The sequence below is a fragment of the Burkholderia sp. BCC0506 genome (genome assembly GCF_902833145.1).
Taxonomy (GTDB): Bacteria; Pseudomonadota; Gammaproteobacteria; order Burkholderiales; family Burkholderiaceae; genus Burkholderia.
The window spans coordinates 18,542-44,340 of record NZ_CADFEN010000021.1 but is presented as its reverse complement, the minus strand read 5'-3'; the positions used below and the strand labels follow the sequence as shown (position 1 = coordinate 44,340).

Below are 25,799 nucleotides of genomic sequence, written 5' to 3'. Positions count from 1 at the left end.
GCATGGCGCGCGCGGCGCTCAGTCGCCGAGGAAGTTGAACGCGACGCCGAGCACGGCCTCGCGGAACGCCTCCGGCCGCGCCGGCAGCGACGTGAACTCCAGCATCATGTGACTGTACGATACCGTCGTGCTCACGGCGCTCGCGATCATGAAGAACAGCACGTTCGGATCGACCGGGCGGATCGCGCCGGCCTCCACCGCGTCCGCCAGCAGCGGAAACATCGCGTCGTGATACGGGCGCACGATCCGCTCCTGCAGCCGGTCGAGCCGCCCGCCTTCCTCGGTCGCGGCCGTCGAGAAGAACATGCCGATATCCGGCTCCGCGAATTCGTGATCGACGCACAGCTCGAGCGCGCGCCGCACGCGGTCGCGATGCGAAAGCGACGACGTGCGCAACGCACGCAGCGCGTCGAACATCGGTTCGGCCAGCTCGACGATCTGCTCGACGACGGCCAGCCACAACGTTTCCTTCGTACCGAAGTGATGCGCGATCAGCGCCGCATCGATGCCCAGCTCGCGCGCGACTTCGCGCACGCTCGTCGCGTCGTAGCCGCGCTTCGCGAACGTGCGGCGCGCGGCCCGCAATATCACGTCCGGACCGACGGACGCATCCGCCAGCGGCCGTCCGCGCGTACGCCGCTTCGACGGCGCGCGCTCAGTGACTTCTGCCACGTTTTTCCTGCTCCTTGAACGATTCGAATGCCCGTGTTCGATCCCCGGTTTCACGTACCGGAAGCGGGCGGCCTGCCCCGCTCCGTTGACACGCGGAGCCGGGAAGCGCTAGGATCATACATTATTCATCACGTGATGATTTATCCATGACAACCCCTACACGCATCGTCATCGTCGGCGGCGGGATCGCCGGGCTGCAGCTCGCGACCCGCCTGGGCGAACGCCTCGGCCGGTCCGGGCGGGCGCAGATCACGGTCGTCGACCGCAGTCCGACGCACATCTGGAAGCCGATGCTGCACACGATCGCGGCCGGCACGCGCGACGTCCAGCAGCAACAGGTGATCTTCCTCGCCCACGCCCGCGACCACGGCTACACGTACCAGCCCGGCGAACTGAAGGGGCTCGATCGCGCGCGCCGCCGCATACAGCTCGGCGAGATCCGGTCGCAGAACGGCGACGTGGCGATCGACGCACGCGAACTCGAATATGACGTGCTGATCCTCGCGCTCGGCAGCCAGGCCAACGATTTCGGCGTGCCCGGCGTGCGCGAGCACTGCTACTTCATCGACAGCCAGCAGCAGGCCGAAACCTTCAACGAAGCGTTGCGGATGCGCGTGTTCCGCAGCATCGCGCGCGACGAGCCGTTTCGCGTCGCGATCGTCGGCGCGGGCGCGACGGGCGTGGAACTCGCGGCGGAGCTGAGCCGTTTGCTGGAAGTAGCGCAGGCCTATGGTGACGAAACGGTGCGCGAGCGGCTGCAGCTCACGCTGCTCGAAAGCGGCCCGCGCATCCTCAATGCGTTTCCGCCGAGGATTTCCGCGTCGGCCCAGCGGCGGCTCGAACAGATCGGGTTTCGCGTGCTGACGTCGACGCGCGTCACGTCGGCCGACGCGAACGGTTTTCACTACGGCGACGGTTCGTTCGCGGAAGCGGACCTGATGGTCTGGGCGGCCGGCGTGAAGGCGCCCGATTTCATGCAGGCGCTGGGCGGGCTCGACACGAACCGCGCGAACCAGATCCTCGTCGGCCCCACGCTGCAGGCGACCGGCGACGATCACGTGCTCGCGATCGGCGATTGCGGGAGTCTGCTGCCCGACGGCCACGAACGGCCGCTGCCGCCGACCGCGCAGGTCGCGACGCAGCAGGCCGAGCATCTCGCGAAGCACCTGCCCGCCTGGCTCGACGGCACGCCGATTCCGCCGTTCGCGTTCCACGATTTCGGCGCGCTGGTGTCGATCAGCGACTACGACGCGTTCGGCACGCTCGGGCAGTTCGGGTTCTTCCGCGGCGGCTTCATCCAGGGGCGCTTCGCGCAGTTCAGCCACCTGATGCTCTACCGGCGGCACCAGCAGGCGCTGCACGGCTTCTCCAAGGCGACCTTGCTGTGGATCGCCGAGCGGATCAACGGCTGGGTGCAACCGCGCATCCGCCTGTCGTGATGCCGCACGTCGCGGCACCGCGCAACGTTTCGAGGAACAGACACATGAACAACCGTGCAGCGCCCTGGCTCATGACCGTCGCCGCCATCGGCAGCTTCGACATGCCGTCCGTCTCGTGGGGCGGGCCGCGACGGCGCAGCATCACGCGCGACCGGCTGCCGTCGTGGGACGCGACGAGCAAGCCGACCATCAGCGTGCTCGAGCAACCCACGGCCGACACCGTGATGATTTCCTGGTGCGACGCCTGCACCGGGCACTACGGCTACCAGAAGTGGCGGTTGTTCACCACGCGCAAGCGCGGCGTGTGCGCGCTGTCGGGGCGTCCGATCGAGATCGGCGACAGCGTCTATGCACCGCAACTGCTCGGCTCGACGCCGGGCAACGCCGCCGCGATGGTGCTCGCGGCGTGCATCGACGACGCGCTGGCGGCCTGACCGTCAGGTCGACGTGGTCTGACCGGCGCCATAGGCCGGCTCGCGGTTCTGCCGTTCGAGTTCGGCATCGAGATGCGCGGCATGCGCGCGTGCTTCGGACTCCGACATCAGCTCGCCCTCCCACTTCGCGACCACCGCGCTGGCGATCGAGTTGCCCACCGCGTTCGTGGCCGAGCGGCCCATGTCGAGAAACGTGTCGACGCCGAGAATCAGCAGCAGCCCGGCTTCCGGAATGTTGAACTGGTGCAGCGTGGCCGCGATCACGACGAGCGATGCGCGCGGCACGCCGGCCATCCCCTTCGACGTGAGCATCAGCACGAGCAGCATCGTGACCTGCGTGCCGATCGACAGGTGGATGTTATACGCCTGCGCGATGAACAGCGACGCGAACGTGCAGTACATCATCGACCCGTCGAGGTTGAACGAATAGCCCATCGGCATCACGAAGCTCGAGATCTTGCGCTTCACGCCGAACCGGTCGAGCGCGTCGAGGATCTTCGGGTACGCGGCTTCGGAGCTGGCCGTCGCGAACGACAGCATGAACGCTTCCTTGATCAACGCGAGCAGCTTGAACACGCGACGGCCGAGGAACAAGAGCCCGGCCGCGACGAGCGTGGCCCACAGCAGCACGAGGCTCACGTAGAAGTCGCCCATGAACACCGCGAACTTCAGCAGGATCGACAACCCGTTGACCGCGACGGTCGACGCCATCGCGGCCATCACCGCGAGCGGCGCGAGCTTCATCACGTAGCCGGTGATCTTCAGCATCACGTGCGCGAGCTGGTCGATCGCGGCGACGAGGATCTTGCCGCGCTCGCCGAGCGCCGACAGCGCAACGCCGAAGAACATCGAGAACACGACGATCTGCAGGATCTCGTTGTTCGCCATCGCCTCGGCGATCGACTTCGGCACCATGTGGCCGACGAAATCCTTCAGCGTGAACTTGGAGGTCGCGAGATGCGCGGACGCGCCGATGTCGGGCAGCGGCAGGCCGAGGTTCTCGCCGGGCCGCAGCAGGTTCGCCATCAGCAGGCCCAGCAGCAGCGAGACCAGCGATGCGGTGACGAACCAGCCGAACGCCTTCACGAACACGCGCCCGACCGACGACGCGTCGCCCATGTGCGCAATGCCGACGACCAGCGTGGAAAACACGAGCGGCCCGATCACCATCTTGATCAGGCGCAGGAACACGTCGGACACGAGCGAGATGTAGCCGGCGATTTCGGCGGCCGACTGCTTGTCCGGAAGCTGCGTGTAGATCAGGTAGCCGGTCAGGATGCCGGCTGCCATCGCGAGCAGGATCCAGCCTGCCGCTGACATTCGTTTGTTCATGAGGAATTCGCCGCATGGCGATGGAGTTGATGGAAGAAAGGCGCGCGCCGCTCAAGCTGGCGGATGTCCACCGCCGGACGCGCGGCCGCCGCATCGGCATTCGCGGGAACGCGAACGCCGGCGGCGGCGATTCGACATGCAACGATCGGTCAGTAGCCGATCGCCGAACCGGCCGGACGGCGCGGGTCGTTGTAGCCGTAGATGAAGCCGACGCGCACGTTGCCGGACACGGACGAATCGTTGCCGGAACTCTGGCGGCTCGCCGCTTCGGTGTCCGGCAGGCCGACCATGATCAGCTCGGCGGCGCCCCACGGCGTCTGCTCGACCATCTTGTAGCCCATGTTGCGCAGGATCGCGAGCGTGTCGGGCGACAGGCCGTAGGTTTCGTAATAGACCGCGTCGGGCAGCCACTGATGATGGATGCGCGGCGCGGCGACCGCGTCCTGCGGCGTCATCCCGTAGTCGATCACGTTCAGCACGGTCTGCAGCGTGATCGTGATGATGCGCGAGCCGCCCGGCGAGCCGACCACCATGAACACCTTGCCGTCCTTCTTCACGATGGTCGGCGCCATCGACGACAGCGGACGCTTGCCCGGCGCGATCGAGTTGCGCGTGCCCTGCACGAGGCCGAACAGGTTCTGCGCGCCGACCTTCACGGTGAAGTCGTCCATCTCGTCGTTCAGGAAGAAGCCCGTGCCCGGCGCGATGACCACGGCGCCGAAGCGGCCGTTGACCGTATAGGTCGTCGATACCGCATTGCCGTCGTGGTCGACGATCGAGTAATGCGTCGTTTCCGGCTTCTCGTGCACGCCGACACCGGGCTGCACGTCGACCGACGGCGTCGCCGTGTCGGCATGGATGCTCTTGCGGATCTGCGCCGCGTATTCCTTGCTCGTCAGCTTCGCGACCGGGTTGTCGATGAAGTTCGGGTCGCCGAGCAGCGTGTTGCGGTCTTCATATGCATGGCGCATCGCTTCGGTCATGTAGTGGACCGCCGCGGCCGAGTGGTAGCCGAGCTTGCGCAGGTCATACCCTTCGAGGATGTTCAGCGTCTCGCACATCGTCACGCCGCCCGAGCTCGGCGGCGGCGCCGACACGAACTCGTAGCCGCGATACGTACACGTCAGCGGCGCCATGTCCTGCGCACGATAGGACGCGAAATCGGCCGCCGCGATCACGCCGCCGCCGCGCCTGGCCGCCGCCTCGACGATCTTCGGGATCTCGCCATGATAGAACGCGTCGGGCCCCTGCGCCGCGATGCGCTCGAGCGTGCGGGCCAGATCCTTCTGCACCAGACGGTCGCCCGGCTGCAGCGCCGTGCCGTCCGGGCGCAGGAAGATGCGCGCGGCTTCCGGATCCTTCTTGAAGCGCTCGACCGTCGTGTCGAGGATGTCGGTATCGCCGCGCGTCAGCACGAAGCCGTCGCGCGCGAGCCGGATCGCCGGCGCCATCACCTGCTGGCGCGTCAGCTTCCCGTACTTGCGCTGCGCGAGATCGAGGCCGGCCACCGTGCCCGGCACGCCCACCGCGCGATAGCCGTACAGGCTCTGGTCCGGAATGACGTTGCCCGACGCATCGAGATACATGTTCGCGGACGCCGCGGCCGGCGCCGTCTCGCGGAAATTGATGAAGCGGTCGCGACCGTCGGCCAGATGGATCGTCATGAAGCCGCCGCCGCCGATGTTGCCGCAGCACGGGTTGGTCACGGCCTGCGCATAGCCGACCGCCACCGCGGCGTCCACCGCGTTGCCGCCCGCCTTCAGGATGTCGACGCCGATCTGCGACGCGAAGTGCTGCGACGACACGACCATGCCGTTCTTCGCTTCGACCGCCGGGTCCGACGCGGCGAACGCGCACACGCTCATCGCCGACAACAGGGTGAGTACCACGAGCCGCCTCATGACGGAATCCTCCAGACGAATAAACCGGGTCATGCCGGGATGCTGCGGCACACAACCGCACGGCGATGCTGCCCATCCGGCATGTAATAAACGATACATTTGAACGAGGCCGCGATCATAACACTCGCTTTTTTTCGCCAAAAACTAGGGTAATCACCCAATCCAATGCGAACGGGCGTCGCCGTGCCGCGCGAGAAATGTTTGATTCATTACAGACATGAACGGATTGATCGGCGGGTGATGCGTCCCTCTAATTTCGGGACGTGCGCGGCCTGCCGCACGTCGATCGGCTAACATGCGTGCAGTTGCCGGCAGACACCCGTCTGCCGTCGGGTCGTTCAATTCAGATAGAGAGCCGGAGTGCCCGATGGGGACGAGCATCAGGGCGTTGCTGTTATCCCAGATGGATAGCTTCACGCCGTCGGAACAGAAAGTCGCGCAGGCGTTGCTGGATCGCTATCCCAGTCTCGGGCTCGGCCCCATCGCGCAGTTTGCGAAGCAGGCGGACGTCAGCGACCCGACCGTGTTCCGCTTCGTCGTCCGGATCGGCTTTCCGAACTACTCGTCGTTCCAGCAGGCGCTGCACGACGAGATCGACACCGCGATGAATTCGCCGCTCGCGCGAATGGATGCGTTCCACTCGGAAACGGGCATGCGCGACAGCCATGCGGCGATTTTCCAGCGGCTGTCCGAATCGCTCGCGACCACGATCGACGGTCTCGACGCGGCCGCGTTCGATGCAGCCGTGGCGGTGCTGGCCGATCCGGACGTGCGCGTCTTCTGCGGCGGCGGGCGCTATACGGCACCGCTCGCGTCGCTGTTCTCGTTCACGCTGGCCTATGCGCGGCCGCACGTGCAGTACGTCGAGCCGAACGTGAATCTCGCGTCCGTCGCGCTGGCCGACATGGGACCCAGCGACCTGCTCGTGATCTTCGACTTTCGCCGCTACCAGAAGGACAGCATCCGCTTCGCGCAGGCCGCGCACCGGCTCGGCACGCGGATCCTGCTGATCACCGACGAATGGCGCTCGCCGATCGGCGAGTTCGCGGAAATCGTGCTGCGGATCCAGGGGCGGCCGTTCGCGATGCTGCAGACCAACGTGCCGGCGCTGGCGCTCGCCGAAGCGCTGGTGATCGGCGTGACGAACCGGCTGCCGGAACTGGCGCGGCAGCGGATGGAGAAGATCGAGCAGCTCAACGCGGGCGGCATCGAATGGGATGCGAGTCGGCGGGATCTGCCCGAGTGATGGCGTGTCGCCCTCCCCCGGCAGGCATCAGTTCTCGACGTCCTCGAGGCTGAACACTTCCGTCTTGTCGTTATACGAGAACACTTCGCCATAACGCCCCCAGTCGATCACCGCATCGAGCGTTTCCTCCGCCGCGTCGTCGGACAGGAAATCCTCGAGCTCCTGCTCGAAGCGCACACGCGGCGCGCGATGGCCCGGGCGCTCGTTCAGCACTTTCCTGATCCGGGCGGCAAGCGGCACGTGCTTCAACAGGTGATCGGCGAACATCAGCTTGCGCTCCTGCGTGCCGAATTCCGCGAACACGCGCGCGGGCGGCGTCAGGAACACGTCGCCTTCGCGCACGTCCGCGAAGCCGAGGTACTGCAGCACTTCCGCGATCGGGAACAGTTCGTCGACTTCCAGATGCAGCGTGCGCGCGATTTCCGGCATGTCGGCGCGGCCATGGTACGGCGCCATCGCAAGCGTCTCGATCAGGCCGGCCATCAGGTTGGTCGACACGCGCGGCATCCAGCTGCCGAGTTCCAGCCCCTTCTTCGTCGCTTCGCCGGTCTGACGCGCGGTCATCTTCGCGTAGATGTCGTCGACGAGCTTGCGGAAATCGGTGTCGAGACGATTGCGCGGGTGCTTGAACGGCACCTTGATCTCGGCGATCACGCGGCCCGGGTTCGACGACAGCACGAGGATCCGGTCGCACATGAACACCGCTTCCTCGATGTTGTGCGTGACGATCAGCACCGACTTGATCGGCATGCGGCCCTGCGTCCACAGATCCAGCAAGTCGGTACGCAGCGTTTCGGCCGTCAGCACGTCGAGCGCGGAGAACGGCTCGTCCATCAGCAGGATCGTCGGATCGACGACGAGCGCGCGCGCGAAACCGACGCGCTGGCGCATCCCGCCCGACAACTCGCGCGGGTACGCGTTCTCGAAGCCGTCCAGACCGATCAGGTCGATCGCGGCGAGCGCGCGCTCGCGCCGCTCGCGCGCGCCGACGCCGAGCGCCTCCAGCCCGGCTTCCACGTTCTGCAGCACGGTGAGCCACGGGAACAGCGCGAAGGTCTGGAACACCATCGCGACGCCTTCGGCCGGGCCGCGCAGCGGTTTGCCGAGATAGGTCACTTCGCCGCCGGTCGGCTCGATCAGGCCGGCGATGATGCGCAGCAGCGTCGACTTGCCCGAGCCCGAGCGGCCGAGCAGGCCGACGATCTCGCCTTTGCGCAGCGACAGGTTCGCATCGTCGAGCACGAGCAGTTCGCCCTGCGTCTTGTTGAAGCCGCGGTTCACGTGCTCGACGCGCAGGATTTCTTCGCCCAGGCGCGGCGGTTGCAGCGGCTGGGACGTCTTGACGGGGGCGTTGATAACGGTCGAATTTTGCATCGCGCTTACTCTCAATCGAGACGGAGCCGGGATTCCGCATAGGCGTACATCGGACGCCACAGCAGGCGGTTGAACAAGGTAACGAACAGGGACATCACGGCGATGCCGAGGATGATCTTCGGGAAATCGCCCGCGGCGGTCGTTTGCGCGATATACGCGCCCAGGCCGTGCGCGACGACTTTCGTGTCGCCCCACTGCACGAACTCGGACACGATGCTCGCATTCCACGCGCCGCCCGATGCGGTGATCGCACCCGTCACGTAGTACGGGAAGATGCCGGGCAGCATCGCCTGGCGCCACCACTGCCAGCCGCGGATGCGGAAATTCTTCGTCGCTTCCTTGTAATCGTTCGGATAGGACATCGCACCGGCGATCACGTTGAACAGGATGTACCACTGCGTGCCGAGCACGATCAGCGGCGACAGCCAGATGTCGGCGTTCAGGTGGAAATGGACGATCACGATCACGAACACCGGGAACAGCAGGTTCGCCGGGAACGCGGCGAGAAACTGCGCGAGCGGCTGGATCTTCTCCGCGAGCGCCGGGCGCAGCCCGATCAGCACGCCGAACGGCACCCAGATTACCGATGCGATCGCGATCAGCACCAGCACGCGCAGCAGCGTGATCAGCCCGAGCACGAGCACGTGCCCGAGCTCGCCCATCGTCACGCCGGTCGCGACGAAGCCGACGACGCGCCACACGACGTACACCGTCAGCAGGATCACGACCGCGCCCCATACGATGTCGCCGATGCGCGACGCACGGCGCGCCGCCGCGCCGCGCTTGCGCGCGCCATTCAGCGACGGCACGCGCAGCGGAATCCGCGCGGCCTGCGACAGCAGCCAGCCGGCCGGCACGAGCAACTGATGGATCAGGTGCGTACGCCGCATCATGTCGAGCAGCCACGATTGCGGCGCATCGCCCGATGCGGTGTTCTCCATCCGGAACTTGTCGGCCCACGCGACGAGCGGACGGAACAGGAACTGGTCGTACGCGAGGATCACGACGGACATCGCGACGATCACCCAGCCGACCGCGCCGAGATTCTTGTCGGCGATCGCCTGCGCGAGATACGCGCCGATGCCCGGCAACGTGATCGTCTGGTTGCCGACGGTGATCGCCTCCGACGCGACGACGAAGAACCAGCCGCCCGACATCGACATCATCATGTTCCAGATCAGGCCCGGCATCGAGAACGGCACCTCGAGCTTCCAGAAGCGCTGCCACGGCGTCAGGTGAAAGCCGCGCGACACCTCGCCCAGGTCGCGCGGCACCGTGCGCAGCGACTGGTAGAAGCTGAACGTCATGTTCCATGCCTGGCTCGTGAAGATCGCGAAGATCGCGGCCAGCTCGGCGCCGAGCACGCGGCCCGGGAACAGCGCGAGGAAGAACGTGACCGTAAACGAGATATAGCCGAGCACCGGCACCGACTGCAGGATGTCGAGGATTGGAATCAGCACCATGCCCGCGCGGCGGCTCTTCGCCGCGAGCGTGCCGTAGACGAGCGTGAACACGAGGGATGCGACCATCGCGGCGAGCATCCGCAGCGTGGTCCGCAACGCGTATTCGGGCAGGTTCGACGGATCGAGCGCGATCTTCTGCGTCTGCAGCACGCCGATCGGCGCCATCGTCTGGTGGAAACCGACGATCGCCATCGCGAGTATGCCGATGATCAGCGGAAACGCGATCGCGTCCCAGCGGTTGGGCAACACGCGCCACGCGGACGCGTTCGCGGTGCGATTCGGATCGAAGAAACTGATATCCATCGGTAGCGTCTTGTGTCGAATTGAAAATCGATGGGTCCGGCCGCTCGCCGCGCAGCCGGGCGTCGCAGCGGCGCTGCGCATCGGAACGGCTAGTGCAGTACCCGGTATGAGGTGGCCCGCAGCGCGAACGACGGCGCCGGGCCTTCGTTGACGAAACGGAAGCCGGCATCGGAATGAACGCCGACATGGGCGATGCCGCAGGCGGTGATCAGAAAAACCAGCACGAGGCCGATGGTGCGCATGCGGTGGTCGGCCGCACCGCCCGTGTCCGTTGCCGCGAGGTTCGGCATGAAGGGCTCCGGAGAGGGGATTCGGAGTGGGAGGCTATCGGGCGGTCGTGACGCAAATGTGACGTGTCACTTACAGGACATTGACACGTCGGCCGGCGGCAATCGCCCGGTGTCCCGCCGGCCGACGGCATGCGTATTCGGCATACGTATTCGATCTCGCAACGATCGGGAATAAATCCGCCGCTTCGCCGGTATCGCATGCGAAGGCGCCGGCTTATTCCAGGACGATCCGGCCGTCCGGTTCCGTCACACGAATGCGAGGCTCACATGTCTTCATCGACCCCCACCCGCCCGTCGCGCCGCAAGGCCCTGCAATGCATGGCCTTCGGCGGCCTCGGTACGCTGTTTACGCTGTCGGGCGGCATCCTCACGCCGTTCGACCTCGCGCTCGCCCAGGCCGGCGACGCGCGCCCCGCCGATGCGGGCCGGCCGCTGTTCGTGCAGATCAGCGATACGCACATCGGCTTCAACAAGGATGCGAATCCCGACGTGTCGGCCACGCTGAAGCAGACGATCGACCTCGTCAACGGAATGCCTGCGCTGCCCGCGCTGGCGATCCACACCGGCGACATCACGCACCTGTCGAAGCCCGAGGAATTCGACCACGCGTCGCAGTTGCTGTCCGCGCTGCGCGTGCCGGAACTGCATACGGTGCCCGGCGAACACGACGTCACCGACGGGTCGGGCGCCGAATATTTCGGCCGCTTCGGCAAGGCGTCGGACAATCGCGGCTATTACAGCTTCGATCACGCGGGCGTGCACTTCATCGGCCTCGTCAACGTGATGCACTTCAAGCCGAACGGGCTCGGCAGCTTCGGCGACGAGCAGCTCGCGTGGCTCGCGCAGGACCTGAAAGGCCGCTCGTCGAGCACGCCGATCGTCGTGTTCTCGCACATGCCGATGTGGACCATCTACGAACCGTGGGGCTGGGGCACCGGCGATGCGCCGCAGACGATGGCGCTGCTGCGCCGCTTCGGCTCGGTCACCGTGCTGAACGGGCACATCCATCAGATCGTGTCGAAGGTCGAGGGCAACGTGACGTTTCATACCGCCCGCTCGACCGCGTTCCCGCAGCCGACGGCCGGCAACGGCCCGGGCCCCGTGCCGCTGACGGTGCCGCACGACCGGCTGCCGTCGATGCTCGGCGTGACGACCGTCGAATTCGCTGGCCATCCTGTCGCGTCGTCGCTGCACGACACGACGCTCGCGTGATAACGATGAGGAGACCGACATGATCCGCCTCCAACCCGCCCGAATCATCGCGGCGATGATCCTGTGCGGCGCCGCTGCCGGCACGCCGCCCGCCGCGTTCGCGCAGGGCCCGAACGGCCCGCTCGTGACGATCCGCAATTTCATGTTTTCGCCGATGTCGACCACGATCAAGGCCGGCACGACGATCACGTGGAAGAACCTCGACGCGGAGCCGCATACCGTCGTCAACGACGCCGGCATCTTTCATTCGAAGGCGCTCGACCAGGACGAGACGTATTCGTTCCGCTTCGACAAGCCGGGCGTCTACAAGGTGTTCTGCGGGATTCATCCGTACATGAAGGAGACGATCACCGTCGAATGACACGGCCCGCCACGCACCGCGAGCGAACGACGGGCGGCGGCCGCCTACAATGACTGTCGTCCCCTTCGCCCGCGAGGCAGACGGAGCCGTCCATGCCAAGGATCGATCTCGGTACCGTGCCCGAACGCCGCGGCAGCGGCTATCCGCGGCCGTTCGATGCGCCGTGCGCGCAGCGCATCCGCCAGCGTCTCGGCGACGCCGGCGGCCTGTGCGATTTCGGCGTCAACCTGATGCGCGTGCCGCCAGGCGGCTGGTCGTCGCAGCGCCACTGGCATTCCGACGAGGACGAATTCGTCTACGTGCTCGCAGGCGAGCTCGTGATGATCGAGGACGGTGGTGAAACCGTGCTGCGCGCGGGCGACTGCGCGGCGTTTCCGAAAAATTCGGGTAACGGCCATCATCTGGTCAACCGGTCGGATGCGCTCGCCGTCTATCTCGAGGTCGGCTCGCGCTCGCCGGACGACGTGATCACCTGCCCGGACATCGACATGATCAGCCCGAGCCGCGACGGCCGGTTCCTGCACAAGGACGGCACGCCGTACCCGGACGCGTGACGCGGGCGTGTGCCGGTCACGTCCGCCCGGCCCGCAAGTGCGCGCGGCCGGCCGCACTTACCGCCACCTCCGCCACGCCGCCGGGCGTATGACGCCGGACCACGTAGCCGCGCGCGCAGGCTTCCTCCCATACCGGCAGGCGCGGGCACGACGTGCGCCACGCGTCGATCACCTCGTCGTACGGCCGCGCGCCGCGCCCGATCCATTCGAGCAGGTCGAGGATCAACGGCTCCAGCGCCGCCGCTTCGCGCTCGGACGCGTCCGGGCGGACTTCGTGGATCGGTTGCCTGTCCGGCTTGCGATAGTCGTCGGAAATCGTGATGTTCATGGAAGCGCCCCTGGGAACGCCGTCATCCTGAACCGCGAACGCCCGATCGGCAAATGAATTTATCTTGCCGATTCCTGCATTTTTCCGATCGATCGACGTCCGTCTCGTACGCCTCCCGCATGCAGGTTCACTGCCCCGCTGCGCGCAGGTCCGACGCGGTGCCGGCAACGACCGGACACGACTGCGGCAACGCGCGCCCGAACAACACGGCCTGCCCGCAAGCGGACGTGAACATGCCGAGGGCGTCATGCCCGACACCCGGCACTTCGACGACCTGCTGCGCGAGATCGTCCGGATGCCGCTTCTTCAGGTAATCGAAATAGGCCAGCCCGCGCGCGAGCCGGTACGGGCCCTGCGCCATCGCCGCACACGAACGGTCGATGAAATGCGTGGTCGGGTTCGTGTCGGCCTGCCCGAGCAGGTACACGACATGGCGTGCGACGTAGCGTGTTTCGAGTTCGCGCACGTCCTGCGACACGACGTAAGGCGGCGCCGACTTCAGCCCGTATTTCCATTCCGTCGCGCGCGGGCAGGCGCCGCCCGCGATCGCGTCGGCATTCGGGCGCTCGTCGTCGAAGTACAGGTAACTCGACGGGTTCGCGACCACGTAGCGCACGGCGATGCCGGCCCGCGCCAGCGCGTCGCCTTCGCGCCCGGCTACTGCGTAGCGCTGCAGCAACTGCGCGCCGGCGGAGTGGCCGATCACGACGACCGTCGTCAGAGACGGGTACAGGTTGCGGTCGGCGAAATGCGCGAGCAGCGCGTCGAGCGCGGCAAACGAGCTGATCGGGCCCGGCTGGCGAGCCGGTTCGCCGCCTTTCCATCCTTCCTGGCTCCACGCGAGCGTCGATGCGGGCAACGAGAACGCACGCGTATCGGCACGTGTCAGGAACTGCGGCGCGACGACCATCGTGCCGTCGCCTGCCCCGCCGGCCTTCTCGACGACCTTGCGCCCCGATGCGTAGTAAGCGTCGGCGTTGCGCAACGTGCCGTGAATCACGATGAACACGCGCGTGACGTCGGGCGCCGCCTGGTCGACCGGATGGTCGGCGTACACGGGCAGCATCGCGCTGCCCTGCGGCGTCTCGACGGCCAAACGCTGGTCGGCGACGGCCTTCACGGGCGCTTCGAGACGTTCGCGCTGGGCGGGTGTAACGGCTTCGGCCCGGTGCGCGCCCCCCAGGATGCCGATGGCTGCCGCGACCGGAATCGCGAACGACAGGAACCGGGCGGCCGGCCACACGCGCGAGCGCCGGATGCGGGCAAAGGCAATGGAAATGACGGACATGGCAGAGGACCGGATGGCGGAAAGTGACGGATATCGCTTTAACGGCGATGGTCGCAGAATCCGTCGCGCGCTGCAGGCCTGTCGCGAACCCCGCTCAGTCGGCCGGTTCGGACACCCGTCCGGCGTCGGCGCGGAGGTCGAGCCTGTCGCGGGGTGGCGCATCCGTTCCCCCTGATTCCGGCGGCAAGCCGCCCGCCGCCGCGGCGAGCAGCGGGCGCTCGGGATGCACGAACAGCCACAGCACCGCGCCACCGGCCGCCGCGGCGCCGATCACGATCATCCCGCTGCCCCAGTTGCCGGTGACCTTCACGACGAGCGCGAGCGCCATCGGCCCCGCGACGTTCGACAGTGCGCCCCACACGTTGGTCCAGCCGGACATCACGCCGGCGAACGGCCGCCCGAGATCCTGCGCGGCCGACCATACGACGACCTGCACGAACCCGACGGCCGCGAACGACAGGCACAGCAGCGCGATGACCGCGGCCATCGCCTCCGCGCGCGACGCGGCGATCAGTGCCAGCGCGCTCACGGCGAATCCCGCGATCGCGACCGGCGTGCGCGCCCAGTAGATCGAGCCCGTTTTCCGCAGTAACCGGTCGCTGACCGTGCCCGCGACGAATACCGCCACGAACACGGCCACCCACGGCAGCGACGCGACCCTCCCCATCGCCTTCAGCGACAGCCCGCGCGCGTGCATCAGATAGGTGGGCAACCACGTCGTGTAGAAGCTCTGGATCAGCACCAGCAGGAAATACTGGATGCCGAAGATCCAGAAGCGCGCCAACCGCAGGCAGCGCACGAGCGAACCCGACACGACCGCGTGGCCGCGCGGCTGGCCGGCCGCGATGTAGTCCGCCTCGGCCCGCGTGATGAGCGGATGCGACGCCGGCGCATCGCGGTAGCCGCACCACCAGATGGCGCCGAGCAGCAGGCCGAGGGCGCCGAACCCGTAGAAGACGGCATGCCAGCCGAAATGGACGATCGTCCAGGCGGTGAGCGGCGCCGACACGATCGGGCCCAGATACAGCCCCGCGAGCAGCACCGCGTTGCCTTTCGCACGCTCGCCGGCCGGAAACCAGCGCTTGAGCGCGACGACGCTGCTCGACCAGTCGGCCGACTGCGCGCCGCCGAGCACCAGCCGGCAACCGAACAGCCAGGCGAACGAACCGCCGAGCGGCGTGACGATCATCATCAGCGACCACAGCGCGCTCGTGCCGAACAGCACGCTGCGCGACCCGAAGCGTTCGGCCGCGCGCCCGGCCGGCATCTGGCCGATCGCATAGGCCCAGAAGTAGATCGTCAGGATCATCGACATCTCGACGATCGACAGACCGAGTTCGCCCTGGATCGTCGGTGCGGCCACGGCCATCGCCGCGCGATCGAGCGTCATCACGAAGGTCAGCGGCGCGACCAGCAACGCGACGATCTTCCAGCGGAGATGGTTCACGCGGCGCGGCATCGTTCGGCTCCCCGAATCCGGCGTCAGGCGTCAGGCGTCGTTCGGGCCGGACGTCCGGCCCGGTTCGCGCCGCATCCGCCGCACGATCGCGTCCAGTTCGCCGATATGCGTGGGCACGGCCTGCTTGCCGGCGCGCGCCCAGGCCTCGAACGACGTCATGCCGGTCACCGCGCCGACGAACGGCACGCCGGCCTGCTCGGCCGCCTGCGCGTCCACCGCATGGTCGCCGACGTAGATCGCCGCGCGGGCCGGCAGATCGAGCCGCGCCAATGCCTGCACGAGCCCCTCGGGATCCGGCTTGTGACGCTGCACGTCTTCCCCGCCGATCACCACGTCGACCAGCGACCGAAGGCCGTTGCGTTCGAGAATCGCGTCGATCCGGTAGCGAAACTTGGACGACACGATCGCCACGGCGAGCCCCTGCTCGCGCAACCGCGCAAGCAGCTCGGGCACCTCGGGATAGATACGCGTACCGGCCACCATGATCTCGTCGGCACGCGACACGAAGTGCCGCGCGAACGCGTCCGCCCGCGCCGGTTCGGTTTCGTCCGTCAATTCGCGGAACATCCGCGGCAGCGGCAGCCCGATCACGGCGGCGATCCGCGCCGGCGTCGCGCCTGCCGCGCCAAGCTGACGCAACGCGTATTCCGTGCACGCGATGATCGCCGCGGACGAATCCGCCAGCGTCAAGTCGAAGTCGAAGATGACGGCCCGGACAGACATGAAAGGACTCCGGAAACAAAAAAATGGCTCACGCACGAGGCGTGATGCTGACGCGTGACCCGCAACGACGTCGCGATGCGCCGCTTGGGCGCGGACGATCAACGCGCCGGGCCGGATTGCTCGCGATCGGCCGCGTCCAGCCCCGCCGGGTCGCGCTTCGCCCACTGCCTTGCCCACGCCAGCAACGGCTGCAGCGCCGCTTCGAGCCGCCTGCCTTCGGCGGTCATGCAATAACCGCCTTCTCCATGCTCGACGAGGCCCGACGCCTTGAGCTCGGTCAACCGCGTGTTGAGCAGGCGCGCATTCGTTTCGCAGGCTTCCTGCAATGCGCGGAACGTGAGCGGCGCGCCTCGCAGTTCCCACAGGATGCGCAGCGCGGTGCGGCGCCCGAGCAGATCCAGCACGACCATGATGGGCCGTCCCGTCGTCGATCCGCGCACGCGCTGTCCGATTCTTGGTGTCGTCATGCTTTACTTTTTAAAGCAATCGGCACGCAGCGTCAATTGCCCGAACCGAGCGTCGCTTCCGCTTTACTTTTTAAAGCACGGTGCATTGCGAGGATATGGCAACGCGGCGCCGCGCTCCGACCCCATGATCGACGTCCGCTATCAACCCCATTGCCGGCAGTGCTTTCAAACATATCGTTAAAACACGATATATGATTCGCCTATCGACGATACCCGTTTGCCTGACCGACACACCCATCCTGCATGCCGACCGAACTCGACATCGACGCGATCCTGAAAGCGCTCTCGAACCCCGTGCGCCGGGAGATCCTCGTCTGGCTGAAAACGCCCGGCGAGCATTTCCCGCAGCAGACGCTGCCGTACGAACACGGCGTCTGCGCGGGCCAGATCGACGCGCGCTGCGGGCTGTCGCAGTCGACCGTCTCCGCGCACCTCGCGACGTTGCAGCGCGCGGGGCTCGTGACGTCGACGCGGATCGGCCAATGGGCGTTCTTTCAACGCAACGAGGCCGTCATCGACGCATTTCTCGACGCCCTGCGCCGCGAACTCTAACCCACGGCCGAACCCGGCCATGCGGGGCGCCATCGCGCATGACGCGACGGCTTCCCCGCCTTTCGTGAAGAGGTTATCTGCCATGCCCACGCTGTTCGATCCCGTTACCCTCGGCGAGCTGACCCTGCCCAACCGCATCGTGATGGCGCCGCTCACCCGCTCCCGTGCGGGCGCGGCGCGCGTGCCGAATGCGCTGATGGCGCGCTATTACGCCGAGCGTGCATCGGCCGGCCTGATCATTACCGAAGCGACGTCGGTCACGCCGCAAGGCGTCGGCTATGCCGACACGCCGGGCATCTGGTCCGACGAACAGATCGAAGGCTGGAAGCAGATCACGCAGGCCGTGCACGCGGCCGGCGGGCGCATCGTGCTGCAGCTCTGGCACGTCGGCCGGATCTCCGATCCGATGTTCCTGAACGGCGACCTGCCGGTCGCACCGAGCGCGATCGCCGCGGGCGGCCACGTGAGCCTCGTGCGTCCGCAGCGTCCGTATGTGACGCCGCGCGCGCTGGAACTCGACGAAATCCCCGGCATCGTCGCCGCGTACCGCAAGGGTGCCGAGAACGCGAAAGCGGCGGGCTTCGACGGCGTGGAGATTCACGGCGCGAACGGCTACCTGCTCGACCAGTTCCTGCAGGACAGCACCAACCGCCGCACCGACGCGTACGGCGGCCCGATCGAGAATCGCGCCCGCCTGCTGCTCGAGGTGGTCGACGCGGCGATCGACGTGTGGGGCGCCGGCCGCGTCGGCGTGCACCTCGCGCCGCGCGGCGACGCGCATACGATGGGCGATTCCGATCCCGCAGCAACGTTCGGCTATGTCGCGCGCGAACTCGGCCGCCGCAAGATCGCGTTCATCTTCACGCGCGAATCGTATTCGGGCGATGAATTGAGCCCGCGCCTGAAGGAAGCGTTCGGCGGCCCGCTGATCGCGAACGAGCAGTTCACGCTCGACACCGCGCAGGCCGCGCTCGCGAACGGCACCGCCGACGCGATCGCGTGGGGCAAGCTGTTCATCGCGAACCCGGACCTGCCGCGCCGGCTCGAAATCGGCGCACCGCTCAACAAGCCGGTGCCGGAAACGTTCTACGCGGAAGGCGAAACCGGCTACACCGACTATCCGGCGCTGAGCGACGCGGCCTGACGGCGGCGCGGCGCGTGTTCAGGCGCGCACGTCCGCGCACATGAACACGCGCCGCGTTTCGTCGAGACCGAGCGCGACGTGGTGCGCGCGGATCGCGTGCAGCGCGTCGTCGAGCGTTGCGTCGTCGATGATCCGGAAACCGACGCGCGCGTAATAAGGCGCGTTCCACGGCGCGTCGCGAAACGTCGACAGCACGACCTGAGCGATGCCGTCTTGCGCGGCGCGCGTCATGATCCGCTCGATCAGGCGCGCGCCGATCCGCTGCCCCGCATGCGACGGCGCGACATCGAGTTCCTCCAGATACAACCGCTGCGCATCGAGCAGCCGGTAGAACGCGAACCCCACGCACGCACCTTGCGGATCGACCGCCACATACGCGCGGCCGTCGTCGATCCGCACGAGCACGGCAGCCGGATCGGTCGGCTCGCCGTCGGCGATGTCGGTCATGCCGATCTCGCGAAACCGCTGCGCGGCGGCGACTTCCACGGCGGCCATCGCGGCCGCGTCTTCCCGCGTGGCGGGGCGAATCAGGATCGGTGCAGGCATGACGGCAATTCAGCGCAGACGGTGTGGAACGGCCGTCACTATAATCGACTCTGCATACGTATCGTTTCGAATACCCGATCCACGAGATCCGTCACGACGTTGTCCGCCCTCGCCGTCTTCGTCTTCGCACTGCTCGTCGCTGCCGGCACGCCCGCGTGAGCGTGGCCGCGCTCGCCACGCGATAGTCCCCGGCGACGCTCCGCCCCCTAACAGCGAAACGCCTTGCGCCATACGCCCTGCTCCGGCGTGTAGTCGTTGCATTCGATCAGCGCGCGCACCAGCGCCCAATCGTCGTCATCGCAGAAATCGAGCAGCATCGCGCCGTACGGGCCGGGTTGCTCGCGCAAGCGCTCGGCCAGCCGCGCATGAATGCCCGGCACGCGGCCATCGCCGTGCGCGACCACCGACGGATTCGCCCCCATCCCCGTACCGCTGCAGAAATTGAGCGCCCAGCGGCCGCTGTCCGGCAGCGGCAGATGCGTCAGCAGCGCGTCGATCGCGCGCCACTTCCACGCGATCGATGCGGCCACCGGCACGCGATATTCATCCTGGATCACGAACGCGCCGTCCGGATGGTCGATCGTAAACGTCGCGTTGTCGGGCCATGCAGTCAGGTCGATGCCCAGCGGCCGGCCGCTGCGAAAGCGCCGCAACAGCACGAGCGCGCCGCGCACGTCGCCGAGCGTCGGCAGCGTGCCGCCGGCATGCCAGCGCAGCCGCGGATGCCGCGCGCGATGCGCATCGAACGTCGCATCGAAACCGCGCGTGCACGCGTGCGCCGGCCACTCGTCCTTCACCGACATCACGATGCATTCGCGCGGATGCGCATCGAGAAAACGCGTACAGGCGGCCAGCACGTCTTCGAACGTCATGCCGAGCGCGATGCCGCCGTGATGGATGTCGAACGCATCGCGCACGTGCCGGCAGCGGATGTCGAGCAGCCGCACGCCATGCGCGAGCTGCGCATCGAGCGGCGCACGCTGCGTGCGCACCAACGGATCGTCGACCGTATACGCACAGGTGTCATGGCTGCCCGGTAGGGTCAGCGTATGCAGCGGCCGCGCGTCGTCGAGCGCCGACATCCAGTCGGCAGGCGGCATGCACGTATCGTGGCGCGAAGGGATCATGAATCGATGAATGACAAGGAAAGAAAACCGTGGGTGACGGCGTCGGATGTCGCGGCGCGGGCCGGCGTCTCGCGCTCGGCAGTGTCGCGCGCGTTCTCGCCGACGGCAAGCATCGCGCCGCAAACGCGCGAACGCGTGATGGTCGCCGCGCGTGCGCTGGGCTACCAGGTGAACCTGATCGCGCGCGACATGATCACGCAGCGCAGCAGCATGATCGGCGTCGTGACGGCCGGGTTCGAGAACCCGTTCCGCGCGCGGCTGCTGTCGGACCTGATGGCCGCGCTCGGGCAGCGCGCGCTCACGCCGCTCGTGACCAATGCGGAAGATCCGCGCCAGATCCGGCAATCGCTCGAACGACTGCTCAGCTACCGGATCGCGGGCCTCGTGATGACTTCCGCATCGCCGCCGCTGTCGGTCGCGCAGCGGTATCTCGAACACCGGATCCCGGTCGTGATGATCAACCGCGAAGCGAACCTGCCGGGCGCCGATGTGGTCGTCAGCGACAATGCCGCGGGCGCCGCCCACGCCGCGCAGCGGCTCGTGCGGGCGGGTGCGCGCCGGCTCGCGTTCGTCGGGCCGCGCGGCGCGAGCTATAGCGCGCGGTCGCGCGCCGCGGCGTTCGAGCACGCGATCGGGCCACGCGATGCACGCGATGCGACGCTCGTACGCGTGCTCGACACGCCATCCGACACGCATGCCAGCGGGATCGACGCCGCGCGGCAACTGTTCGCGACCGGCGAGCGGCCCGACGGCGTGTTCTGCTCGTCCGACCTGCTCGCGCTCGGCGTGATCGACGTCGCGCGCCGCGAATTCGGCTTGCGCGTGCCGGACGACCTGCGCGTGATCGGCTTCGACGACATCCCCGCTGCCGAATACGACGCGTATCGGCTGACGACGCAGCGACAAGACACGCGCGGCCTCGCGCATGCGGCAGTCGACCTGCTCGCCGACCGGATGCAGACGTTCGACGGTCCATCCCGCACGCGCGTCGTGCCGGTCACGCAGGTGGTACGAAACAGTTGCGCGTGACGATGCAGGGCGGGGCGCGGCGACGCCGCGCGTCACTTCAACCCGCCCGCGAACCCGCGCAACAGGTAGCGCTGCACATAGCCGGCCACGGCGAGCGTGGGCAGCGACGCCATCAGCCCCGCGCTCATCAGGTCGCCCCAGTCGATCCCGTTCTCCGTCACGTAGCCGGCAATCGCGAGCGGCAACGTGAAGCGGCTCGGCGTCGACACGAACAGCAGCGCGATCAGGAATTCGTTCCAGGCGGCGATGAACACGAAGATCGCGGTCGCGATCAGCCCCGGCGCGCACAGCGGCAGCACGATCTGCACGAGCCGCCGCGCGCGCCCCGCGCCGTCGATGCACGCCGCTTCCTCGTATTCGATCGGCACGTCGCGCACGAATGCGAGCAGCATCCAGATCGCCATCGGCAGCGCGTAGATCTGGTACGCGAGCATCAGGCCGAGCGTCGAATCGAGCAGGTGCAGCCGCTTCGCGAGCGCGAACAGCGGCACCGCGATCGTGATCGGCGGCATCAGCTTCAGCGCCAGCACGAGCACCAGGAACAGCAGGTCGAGCCGCGCCGGGAATCGCAGCCGCACGAGCGCATACGCGGCCGGAAATGCGAGCGCCAGCGCGAGCAGCGTCGTGCCGAAGCCGACCAGCAGCGAATTGAACAGCGGCGCGCCGATCCCGTTGGACCACACCGACGCGAAATGCTCGAAGGTCGGCGCGGCCGGCCAGATCCGCAACGGATGATCGAGGCGTTCGAGCGTCGGCATGAAGGCCGCGCCGGCCATCCACAGGCACGGCAGCAGCAACAGCGCGAGCGCGACGACGCGCAGCGCCCACGGCACCGCGTGACCGAATGCAGCGCCGGATCGTGCGCGGGAAATGCTCACCGATTGCGTCGTCATGCGCGCCGCTTGCGAACCGTTTGCCATACGTACCCCGAGACCAGCAGCGCGGACGCCGCGAGCATCAGCACCGACGCGGCACTCGCCGGCCCGACGTTGAAGAAGCGAAAGCCCGTGTCGTAGATGTAGGTCGACAGCGTCTGCGTCGCATTGCCGGGGCCGCCGCCCGTCAGCGCGTAGACCTTGTCGAACAGCTTGAACGTATCGATCGAGCGCAGCAGCAGCGCGAGGCCGATCTGCGGCGCCGCGAGCGGCAGCGTGAGGTCGCGCAGGCACTGCCACTCGCTCGCGCCGTCGGTGCGCGCGGCTTCGTACAGTTCCTGCGGGATCGACTGCAGCCCGGCCAGCACGATCAGGAACGCCATCGGCGTCCACTGCCACACGTCGACGAGCGCGAGCGACCACAGCGCGAGGTGCGGATCGGACAGCCAGCGCACGCCGTCGATGCCGAACGCCGCGAGCAGCGCGTTCAGGAACCCGTCGAAGTTCAGCCAGTTGCGCCAAATCGCCGAGCACACGAGCGTGGACAGCATCATCGGCAGGATCGCGAGCGGCAGCGCGAGGCGCCGGCCCGGAAACGCGCGCACGAACAGCAGCGCGAGGCCGAAGCCGAGCGCGACTTCGGCGAGCGATGCGACGATCGTGAAGCGCAGCGTGTTGCCGAAGCCGGCCACGAATGCGTCGTCGCCGAGCACCGCGCGATAGTTCGCAAGCCCCGCGAACGCGCGGCTGCCGGCCGAGTAATCGACCCGGCAGAACGAGTCGATCAGCACCTGCGCGACCGGATACAGCGCGAGTGCGGCGAGCACGAGCAGCGCCGGGCCGAGCAGCGCGACGAACGGCAGGCTGCGGCCGAAGGCTTTCATGCGCGGGCTCCGGCCGACGGATCGACGTGCACGGTCACTTGCCGGCCGCGGCCGTCGCCTGCGCGATCTTCTGCTGCGCCTGACGCAGCGCGGCGTCGGGCGCGGCCTGCCCCGTCAGCGCGAGTTGCAACTGGTCGCCGAGAATGCTCTCGACCTGCTGCCAGTCCTTCACGCGCGGCCGCGCACGGCCGGCCTCGAGCGCCTTCAGTTGATCGGGATACCAGCGGTACTGGCGCACCAGCGCCGGATCGTTGAAGACGCTGCGGCGAGTCGGCGGAATACCGATGCCGGCGAGGCGCGTCTGCGTCTCGCGGGCGGTCAGGTAAGCGAGGAAGTCCTGCGCGAGCTTCGCGTGCGGCGCGTCCTTCGGAATCCCCATCTGCCAGATGCCGAGCATCGGCGCCGGGCCCGCGGTCTGCCCCGGCGGCGGCTGCAGCGCGATCTGCCCGACCACGCGCGACTGCTTCGCGTCGTCGAGCGCCGGCACCCACGCCGGCCATACCTCGATCGATTGCGCAGCCGTACCGCGTTGCAGCGCATCGCGTACTTCGGCCGCGCCATACACGTCGACGTCCTTCGGCGCGAACGCCTTCAGCGCAAGGAACGTCTTCAAGGCGGCCTGCGCCTCGCGCGAATCGATCGTCACGTTGCCGGCGCGGTCGAACACGTCGCCGCCGTACGCCCACAGGATCGGCAGGAAGCCCGTGACGACCGGGTTGCCCTTCGTGCCGCGAAACACGACACCCGACACGCTCTTGTCCGCGCCGCCGACGGTCTGTGCGATCTTCAGCACGTCGTCCCAGTTGCGCGGCGGTTGCAGGTTGTACTTCGCGAGCAGATCCTTGCGGTACGCGAACATCTCGACGTTGCCGACGATCGGCAGCGCGTACAGCGCGCCGGCCGCGTTGCGGCCGAGCGCGACGGCGGACGGCACGAGATCGGCGTCCGCGAGCGACGCCGGCAGCGGCTTCAGCCAGCCGTTGCCGATGAATTCGGGCGCCCACGTGTCGTCCATCATCACGAGATCGTACGCGCCGGTGCCTTCGCGCATCGACAGCTTCAGCTTCTGGTACAGGTTCGCGTTCGGCAGCTTGAGCAGCTCGATCTCGGTGCCCGGATGCAGCTTGTTGAAGCCGGCGACGGCGTCGGCGAGCCCCTTGCCGTAGATGTCGTCGCGGCCTGCGACGACGAGATCGGCCGCCACGGCGTGCGTGGCGGCGAAGGACAGCGCAACGGCGGCGGACAGCGCGCGCAGGCGGCTCAGCAAGGTCATGTGGTCTCTCTCGATCGGCGTGGTGGCGGGGCGGCCAGGCGTTGCACACGTGTGCAACGCGGCAGATGCGGCTGGCCGCCTGAAGCGAACGCCATTGTTCACGCCGATCGTTAAGAATTTGTGGCACGCGGCGGCGGCGGCGCCGATCCGCCCGACTGCGCCGCCCCGCGTGGTCATCCTTGCCGCCGGCCCGGCCTTCCCGGCTCCCTGACCGGATCTCCCCGACAGATCAGAAGTTCACACGAATGCCGGCCATCACCGCCAGTTGCCGGCTCGAATTGCTGTTCGCGAGCACCGGGATCTGCGCATAGTTCGCCGCGTTGCCGTTCGCATCGGTGCCGAGCCCCGTGCCGCTCGCGAGCTGGCCGATCGCGACCGCGTACAGCGCGGTGCGCTTCGACAGGCTGTAGTTCGCGCCGACGTTCACCTGGTGGAACCGCGTCGTGCCGCGCCCGTCCGTATGCGCGGCGTTGAAGATATACGCGACGCCGCCTTGCAGTGCCGGCGTGAACATGTACGTGACGTTCAGCTCGCCGATGTCGAACGTGAACGCCTGCGTGCGCGGCTGCGCGGCGCTCGAGAAGTAGCGGCTGTCGCCGAGCCGCGTATGCGTGTAAGTGAGCGCGACCGTCGCCGGGCCGAGCGCGACCGAGCCGGCCGCGCCGAACGCACGCATCGAGCCGGCATCCTGCAGCAGGCAGTACATCGCGCCCGGGTTGCTGCACGCGAAATCGCCGATATAGCCGCTCGCGCCGCCGAGCGCCGCGTCGAGCGGCTGGTGCAGGTCGAGGTAGCCGACCGAGAAGGCCACCGGCGCGCGCGTGTACGTCGCGGCGACCGCATAACCGCGCTTCGCGGAGAAATCGCCGGCCTGCCCGCCGAAGCTGAACGTGCCGCCGAACGTGAGGCCGTTGAAATCGGCGCTGGTGAACTTCACCGCGTTGTTGAAGTTGAACGCGGCGTTCAGGTTGTCGACGTCGCCGAGATGCGAGCCGTACGGCGTCGCCCAGTTGTTGCTCGACACGTACGCGCCGAGCATGTCGGTGTACGAATCGTATTGGCGGCCGAGGCCGAGCGTGCCGATCCCGTCCCGGCGCAGCCCGACCCATGCCTGCCGGCTGAATGCGGTGCCGCCCTGCAGCGCCTGCCCGTTCGCCGACAGGAACTGCTGCTCGAGCGTGAACACCGCGTCGAGGCCGCCGCCGAGCGGCTCGGCGCCCTGGAAGCCGAAGCGGGACGGCACGAGGTTGCCGCCGCCCATCTGCCACGCATGGCCGCCGCCCGTGCTGCCGTCGGCGCGCGTGAACTGCTGGTTCGTCGAATAGATGATGCCGGTATCCACGGTGCCGTACAGCGTCACGCTTCCCGAAGTCTGCGCGTGCGCCGCATGCGCGCAACCCAGCATGGCCGCGGCCGCGGCCAGTCGTCGTCCGTTCTTCATGTCCCGCCCCTCTGTGATCATCGATTCGCAGTGCAAACCGATGGCGTTGTCGATATGGGTGGCAGGACTTTATCCAGCGAAA

At 67.6% G+C, this 25,799-nt stretch carries 26 protein-coding genes; 9 read left to right on the top strand and 17 right to left on the bottom strand.

Going from position 1 to position 25,799, the window contains the following annotated elements:
* Positions 1 to 18: 18 nt before the first annotated feature.
* Positions 19 to 672, bottom strand: coding sequence for a TetR/AcrR family transcriptional regulator (locus HWX62_RS31835; RefSeq protein WP_175932978.1), 654 nt, complete (start codon positions 670 to 672; stop codon positions 19 to 21).
* 146 nt (positions 673 to 818) lie between these two features.
* Between HWX62_RS31835 and HWX62_RS31830 the strand changes: the two genes are divergently transcribed.
* Positions 819 to 2,111 carry an NAD(P)/FAD-dependent oxidoreductase gene (locus HWX62_RS31830; protein ID WP_175985327.1) on the top strand — a complete coding sequence of 431 codons (1,293 nt, stop codon included), beginning with the start codon at positions 819 to 821 and terminating at the stop codon, positions 2,109 to 2,111.
* 44 nt (positions 2,112 to 2,155) lie between these two features.
* On the top strand, positions 2,156 to 2,545 hold the full coding sequence (locus HWX62_RS31825) for a DUF3331 domain-containing protein (protein ID WP_175932976.1): 390 nt from the start codon (positions 2,156 to 2,158) through the stop codon (positions 2,543 to 2,545).
* A 3-nt stretch (positions 2,546 to 2,548) separates the two neighbouring features.
* On the opposite strand, the gene HWX62_RS31820 is transcribed toward HWX62_RS31825, so the two are convergent.
* Both HWX62_RS31820 and ggt read right to left on the bottom strand, forming a co-directional pair.
* The gene (locus tag HWX62_RS31820; RefSeq protein ID WP_175932975.1) at positions 2,549 to 3,877 is read right to left on the bottom strand and encodes a dicarboxylate/amino acid:cation symporter; all 1,329 of its coding nucleotides are present in this window, start codon (positions 3,875 to 3,877) and stop codon (positions 2,549 to 2,551) included.
* A gap of 149 nt (positions 3,878 to 4,026) precedes the next feature.
* Positions 4,027 to 5,778 (bottom strand): gamma-glutamyltransferase, encoded by a 1,752-nt coding sequence (ggt, locus tag HWX62_RS31815; protein WP_175932974.1) that lies wholly within the window; start codon positions 5,776 to 5,778, stop codon positions 4,027 to 4,029.
* Positions 5,779 to 6,145: 367 nt separating this feature from the next.
* Between ggt and HWX62_RS31810 the strand changes: the two genes are divergently transcribed.
* Positions 6,146 to 7,024, top strand: a complete 879-nt coding sequence (locus HWX62_RS31810) for a MurR/RpiR family transcriptional regulator (protein WP_175932973.1) — start codon at positions 6,146 to 6,148, stop codon at positions 7,022 to 7,024.
* 27 nt (positions 7,025 to 7,051) lie between these two features.
* On the opposite strand, the gene HWX62_RS31805 is transcribed toward HWX62_RS31810, so the two are convergent.
* The 3 genes from HWX62_RS31805 to HWX62_RS31795 all read right to left on the bottom strand — a co-directional run bounded on the left by HWX62_RS31805 (position 7,052) and on the right by HWX62_RS31795 (position 10,454).
* Entirely contained in the window at positions 7,052 to 8,398 is a 1,347-nt protein-coding gene (locus HWX62_RS31805) for a nitrate/sulfonate/bicarbonate ABC transporter ATP-binding protein (RefSeq protein WP_175932972.1), read from the bottom strand.
* A gap of 11 nt (positions 8,399 to 8,409) precedes the next feature.
* On the bottom strand, positions 8,410 to 10,164 hold the full coding sequence (locus HWX62_RS31800; RefSeq protein ID WP_175932971.1) for an ABC transporter permease subunit: 1,755 nt from the start codon (positions 10,162 to 10,164) through the stop codon (positions 8,410 to 8,412).
* An 89-nt stretch (positions 10,165 to 10,253) separates the two neighbouring features.
* Positions 10,254 to 10,454: a phosphate transporter gene (locus tag HWX62_RS31795; protein WP_175932970.1), complete on the bottom strand. Its 201-nt coding sequence runs from the start codon at positions 10,452 to 10,454 to the stop codon at positions 10,254 to 10,256.
* Positions 10,455 to 10,721: 267 nt separating this feature from the next.
* Here HWX62_RS31795 and HWX62_RS31790 point away from each other — a divergent pair, with 267 nt between their 5' ends.
* From HWX62_RS31790 to HWX62_RS31780, 3 genes are all read left to right on the top strand, one after another.
* Positions 10,722 to 11,666 carry a metallophosphoesterase gene (locus HWX62_RS31790; protein WP_175932969.1) on the top strand — a complete coding sequence of 315 codons (945 nt, stop codon included), beginning with the start codon at positions 10,722 to 10,724 and terminating at the stop codon, positions 11,664 to 11,666.
* Positions 11,667 to 11,685: 19 nt separating this feature from the next.
* Positions 11,686 to 12,027: a cupredoxin family copper-binding protein gene (locus tag HWX62_RS31785; protein WP_175932968.1), complete on the top strand. Its 342-nt coding sequence runs from the start codon at positions 11,686 to 11,688 to the stop codon at positions 12,025 to 12,027.
* A 92-nt stretch (positions 12,028 to 12,119) separates the two neighbouring features.
* On the top strand, positions 12,120 to 12,581 hold the full coding sequence (locus HWX62_RS31780; protein WP_175932967.1) for a cupin domain-containing protein: 462 nt from the start codon (positions 12,120 to 12,122) through the stop codon (positions 12,579 to 12,581).
* Between the two features lie 16 nt (positions 12,582 to 12,597).
* Here HWX62_RS31780 and HWX62_RS31775 read toward each other — a convergent pair whose 3' ends face one another.
* From HWX62_RS31775 to HWX62_RS31755, 5 genes are all read right to left on the bottom strand, one after another.
* Positions 12,598 to 12,909, bottom strand: coding sequence for a 3-phosphoglycerate dehydrogenase (locus tag HWX62_RS31775; RefSeq protein WP_175932966.1), 312 nt, complete (start codon positions 12,907 to 12,909; stop codon positions 12,598 to 12,600).
* 127 nt (positions 12,910 to 13,036) lie between these two features.
* Positions 13,037 to 14,197, bottom strand: a complete 1,161-nt coding sequence (locus tag HWX62_RS31770; RefSeq protein WP_175932965.1) for an alpha/beta hydrolase — start codon at positions 14,195 to 14,197, stop codon at positions 13,037 to 13,039.
* A 94-nt stretch (positions 14,198 to 14,291) separates the two neighbouring features.
* Entirely contained in the window at positions 14,292 to 15,644 is a 1,353-nt protein-coding gene (locus HWX62_RS31765) for an MFS transporter (protein ID WP_175932964.1), read from the bottom strand.
* Between the two features lie 42 nt (positions 15,645 to 15,686).
* Entirely contained in the window at positions 15,687 to 16,556 is an 870-nt protein-coding gene (locus HWX62_RS31760) for an HAD-IA family hydrolase (RefSeq protein WP_244136129.1), read from the bottom strand.
* Complete coding sequence (locus HWX62_RS31755) at positions 16,478 to 16,789, bottom strand: winged helix-turn-helix transcriptional regulator (protein WP_244136128.1); 312 nt, start codon at positions 16,787 to 16,789, stop codon at positions 16,478 to 16,480. The genes HWX62_RS31760 and HWX62_RS31755 overlap by 79 nt, the downstream gene beginning before the upstream one ends.
* Positions 16,790 to 17,089: 300 nt before the next feature.
* Here HWX62_RS31755 and HWX62_RS31750 point away from each other — a divergent pair, with 300 nt between their 5' ends.
* Positions 17,090 to 17,398: a helix-turn-helix transcriptional regulator gene (locus HWX62_RS31750; RefSeq protein WP_011547377.1), complete on the top strand. Its 309-nt coding sequence runs from the start codon at positions 17,090 to 17,092 to the stop codon at positions 17,396 to 17,398.
* An 82-nt stretch (positions 17,399 to 17,480) separates the two neighbouring features.
* On the top strand, positions 17,481 to 18,542 hold the full coding sequence (locus HWX62_RS31745; protein ID WP_175932962.1) for an alkene reductase: 1,062 nt from the start codon (positions 17,481 to 17,483) through the stop codon (positions 18,540 to 18,542).
* Positions 18,543 to 18,560: 18 nt separating this feature from the next.
* Here HWX62_RS31745 and HWX62_RS31740 read toward each other — a convergent pair whose 3' ends face one another.
* On the bottom strand, positions 18,561 to 19,088 hold the full coding sequence (locus HWX62_RS31740; RefSeq protein WP_175932961.1) for a GNAT family N-acetyltransferase: 528 nt from the start codon (positions 19,086 to 19,088) through the stop codon (positions 18,561 to 18,563).
* 206 nt (positions 19,089 to 19,294) lie between these two features.
* Positions 19,295 to 20,215: a phosphatidylinositol-specific phospholipase C gene (locus HWX62_RS31735; RefSeq protein WP_175932960.1), complete on the bottom strand. Its 921-nt coding sequence runs from the start codon at positions 20,213 to 20,215 to the stop codon at positions 19,295 to 19,297.
* Between the two features lie 6 nt (positions 20,216 to 20,221).
* Here HWX62_RS31735 and HWX62_RS31730 point away from each other — a divergent pair, with 6 nt between their 5' ends.
* Entirely contained in the window at positions 20,222 to 21,244 is a 1,023-nt protein-coding gene (locus tag HWX62_RS31730; RefSeq protein WP_175932959.1) for a LacI family DNA-binding transcriptional regulator, read from the top strand.
* Positions 21,245 to 21,276: 32 nt separating this feature from the next.
* Here the strand turns inward: HWX62_RS31730 and HWX62_RS31725 are convergent, their stop codons facing one another.
* The 4 genes from HWX62_RS31725 to HWX62_RS31710 all read right to left on the bottom strand — a co-directional run bounded on the left by HWX62_RS31725 (position 21,277) and on the right by HWX62_RS31710 (position 25,717).
* Entirely contained in the window at positions 21,277 to 22,137 is an 861-nt protein-coding gene (locus HWX62_RS31725) for a carbohydrate ABC transporter permease (protein ID WP_175932958.1), read from the bottom strand.
* Positions 22,134 to 23,003, bottom strand: coding sequence for a sugar ABC transporter permease (locus tag HWX62_RS31720; protein ID WP_175932957.1), 870 nt, complete (start codon positions 23,001 to 23,003; stop codon positions 22,134 to 22,136). Before HWX62_RS31720 ends, HWX62_RS31725 begins: the two co-directional genes overlap by 4 nt.
* Before the next feature lie 34 nt (positions 23,004 to 23,037).
* A complete protein-coding gene (locus HWX62_RS31715) occupies positions 23,038 to 24,276 on the bottom strand; it encodes an ABC transporter substrate-binding protein (RefSeq protein WP_175932956.1) in 1,239 nt (412 codons plus the stop codon).
* Positions 24,277 to 24,505: 229 nt separating this feature from the next.
* Positions 24,506 to 25,717 carry a porin gene (locus tag HWX62_RS31710; RefSeq protein ID WP_175932955.1) on the bottom strand — a complete coding sequence of 404 codons (1,212 nt, stop codon included), beginning with the start codon at positions 25,715 to 25,717 and terminating at the stop codon, positions 24,506 to 24,508.
* Positions 25,718 to 25,799 lie beyond the last annotated feature (82 nt).

Coding starts and splice junctions, on each gene's coding strand:
- HWX62_RS31825 (WP_175932976.1), top strand. CDS start 2,156: ATGAACAACCGTGCAGCGCCCTGGCTCATGACCGTCGCCGCCATCGGC.
- HWX62_RS31795 (WP_175932970.1), bottom strand. CDS start 10,454: ATGCCGAACCTCGCGGCAACGGACACGGGCGGTGCGGCCGACCACCGC.
- HWX62_RS31820 (WP_175932975.1), bottom strand. CDS start 3,877: ATGAACAAACGAATGTCAGCGGCAGGCTGGATCCTGCTCGCGATGGCA.
- HWX62_RS31805 (WP_175932972.1), bottom strand. CDS start 8,398: ATGCAAAATTCGACCGTTATCAACGCCCCCGTCAAGACGTCCCAGCCG.
- HWX62_RS31715 (WP_175932956.1), bottom strand. CDS start 24,276: ATGACCTTGCTGAGCCGCCTGCGCGCGCTGTCCGCCGCCGTTGCGCTG.
- HWX62_RS31810 (WP_175932973.1), top strand. CDS start 6,146: ATGGGGACGAGCATCAGGGCGTTGCTGTTATCCCAGATGGATAGCTTC.
- HWX62_RS31745 (WP_175932962.1), top strand. CDS start 17,481: ATGCCCACGCTGTTCGATCCCGTTACCCTCGGCGAGCTGACCCTGCCC.
- HWX62_RS31790 (WP_175932969.1), top strand. CDS start 10,722: ATGTCTTCATCGACCCCCACCCGCCCGTCGCGCCGCAAGGCCCTGCAA.
- HWX62_RS31785 (WP_175932968.1), top strand. CDS start 11,686: ATGATCCGCCTCCAACCCGCCCGAATCATCGCGGCGATGATCCTGTGC.
- HWX62_RS31755 (WP_244136128.1), bottom strand. CDS start 16,789: ATGGTCGTGCTGGATCTGCTCGGGCGCCGCACCGCGCTGCGCATCCTG.
- HWX62_RS31740 (WP_175932961.1), bottom strand. CDS start 19,088: ATGCCTGCACCGATCCTGATTCGCCCCGCCACGCGGGAAGACGCGGCC.
- HWX62_RS31830 (WP_175985327.1), top strand. CDS start 819: ATGACAACCCCTACACGCATCGTCATCGTCGGCGGCGGGATCGCCGGG.
- HWX62_RS31720 (WP_175932957.1), bottom strand. CDS start 23,003: ATGAAAGCCTTCGGCCGCAGCCTGCCGTTCGTCGCGCTGCTCGGCCCG.
- HWX62_RS31770 (WP_175932965.1), bottom strand. CDS start 14,197: ATGTCCGTCATTTCCATTGCCTTTGCCCGCATCCGGCGCTCGCGCGTG.
- ggt (WP_175932974.1), bottom strand. CDS start 5,778: ATGAGGCGGCTCGTGGTACTCACCCTGTTGTCGGCGATGAGCGTGTGC.
- HWX62_RS31725 (WP_175932958.1), bottom strand. CDS start 22,137: ATGACGACGCAATCGGTGAGCATTTCCCGCGCACGATCCGGCGCTGCA.
- HWX62_RS31780 (WP_175932967.1), top strand. CDS start 12,120: ATGCCAAGGATCGATCTCGGTACCGTGCCCGAACGCCGCGGCAGCGGC.
- HWX62_RS31710 (WP_175932955.1), bottom strand. CDS start 25,717: ATGAAGAACGGACGACGACTGGCCGCGGCCGCGGCCATGCTGGGTTGC.
- HWX62_RS31775 (WP_175932966.1), bottom strand. CDS start 12,909: ATGAACATCACGATTTCCGACGACTATCGCAAGCCGGACAGGCAACCG.
- HWX62_RS31735 (WP_175932960.1), bottom strand. CDS start 20,215: ATGATCCCTTCGCGCCACGATACGTGCATGCCGCCTGCCGACTGGATG.
- HWX62_RS31750 (WP_011547377.1), top strand. CDS start 17,090: ATGCCGACCGAACTCGACATCGACGCGATCCTGAAAGCGCTCTCGAAC.
- HWX62_RS31800 (WP_175932971.1), bottom strand. CDS start 10,164: ATGGATATCAGTTTCTTCGATCCGAATCGCACCGCGAACGCGTCCGCG.
- HWX62_RS31730 (WP_175932959.1), top strand. CDS start 20,222: ATGAATGACAAGGAAAGAAAACCGTGGGTGACGGCGTCGGATGTCGCG.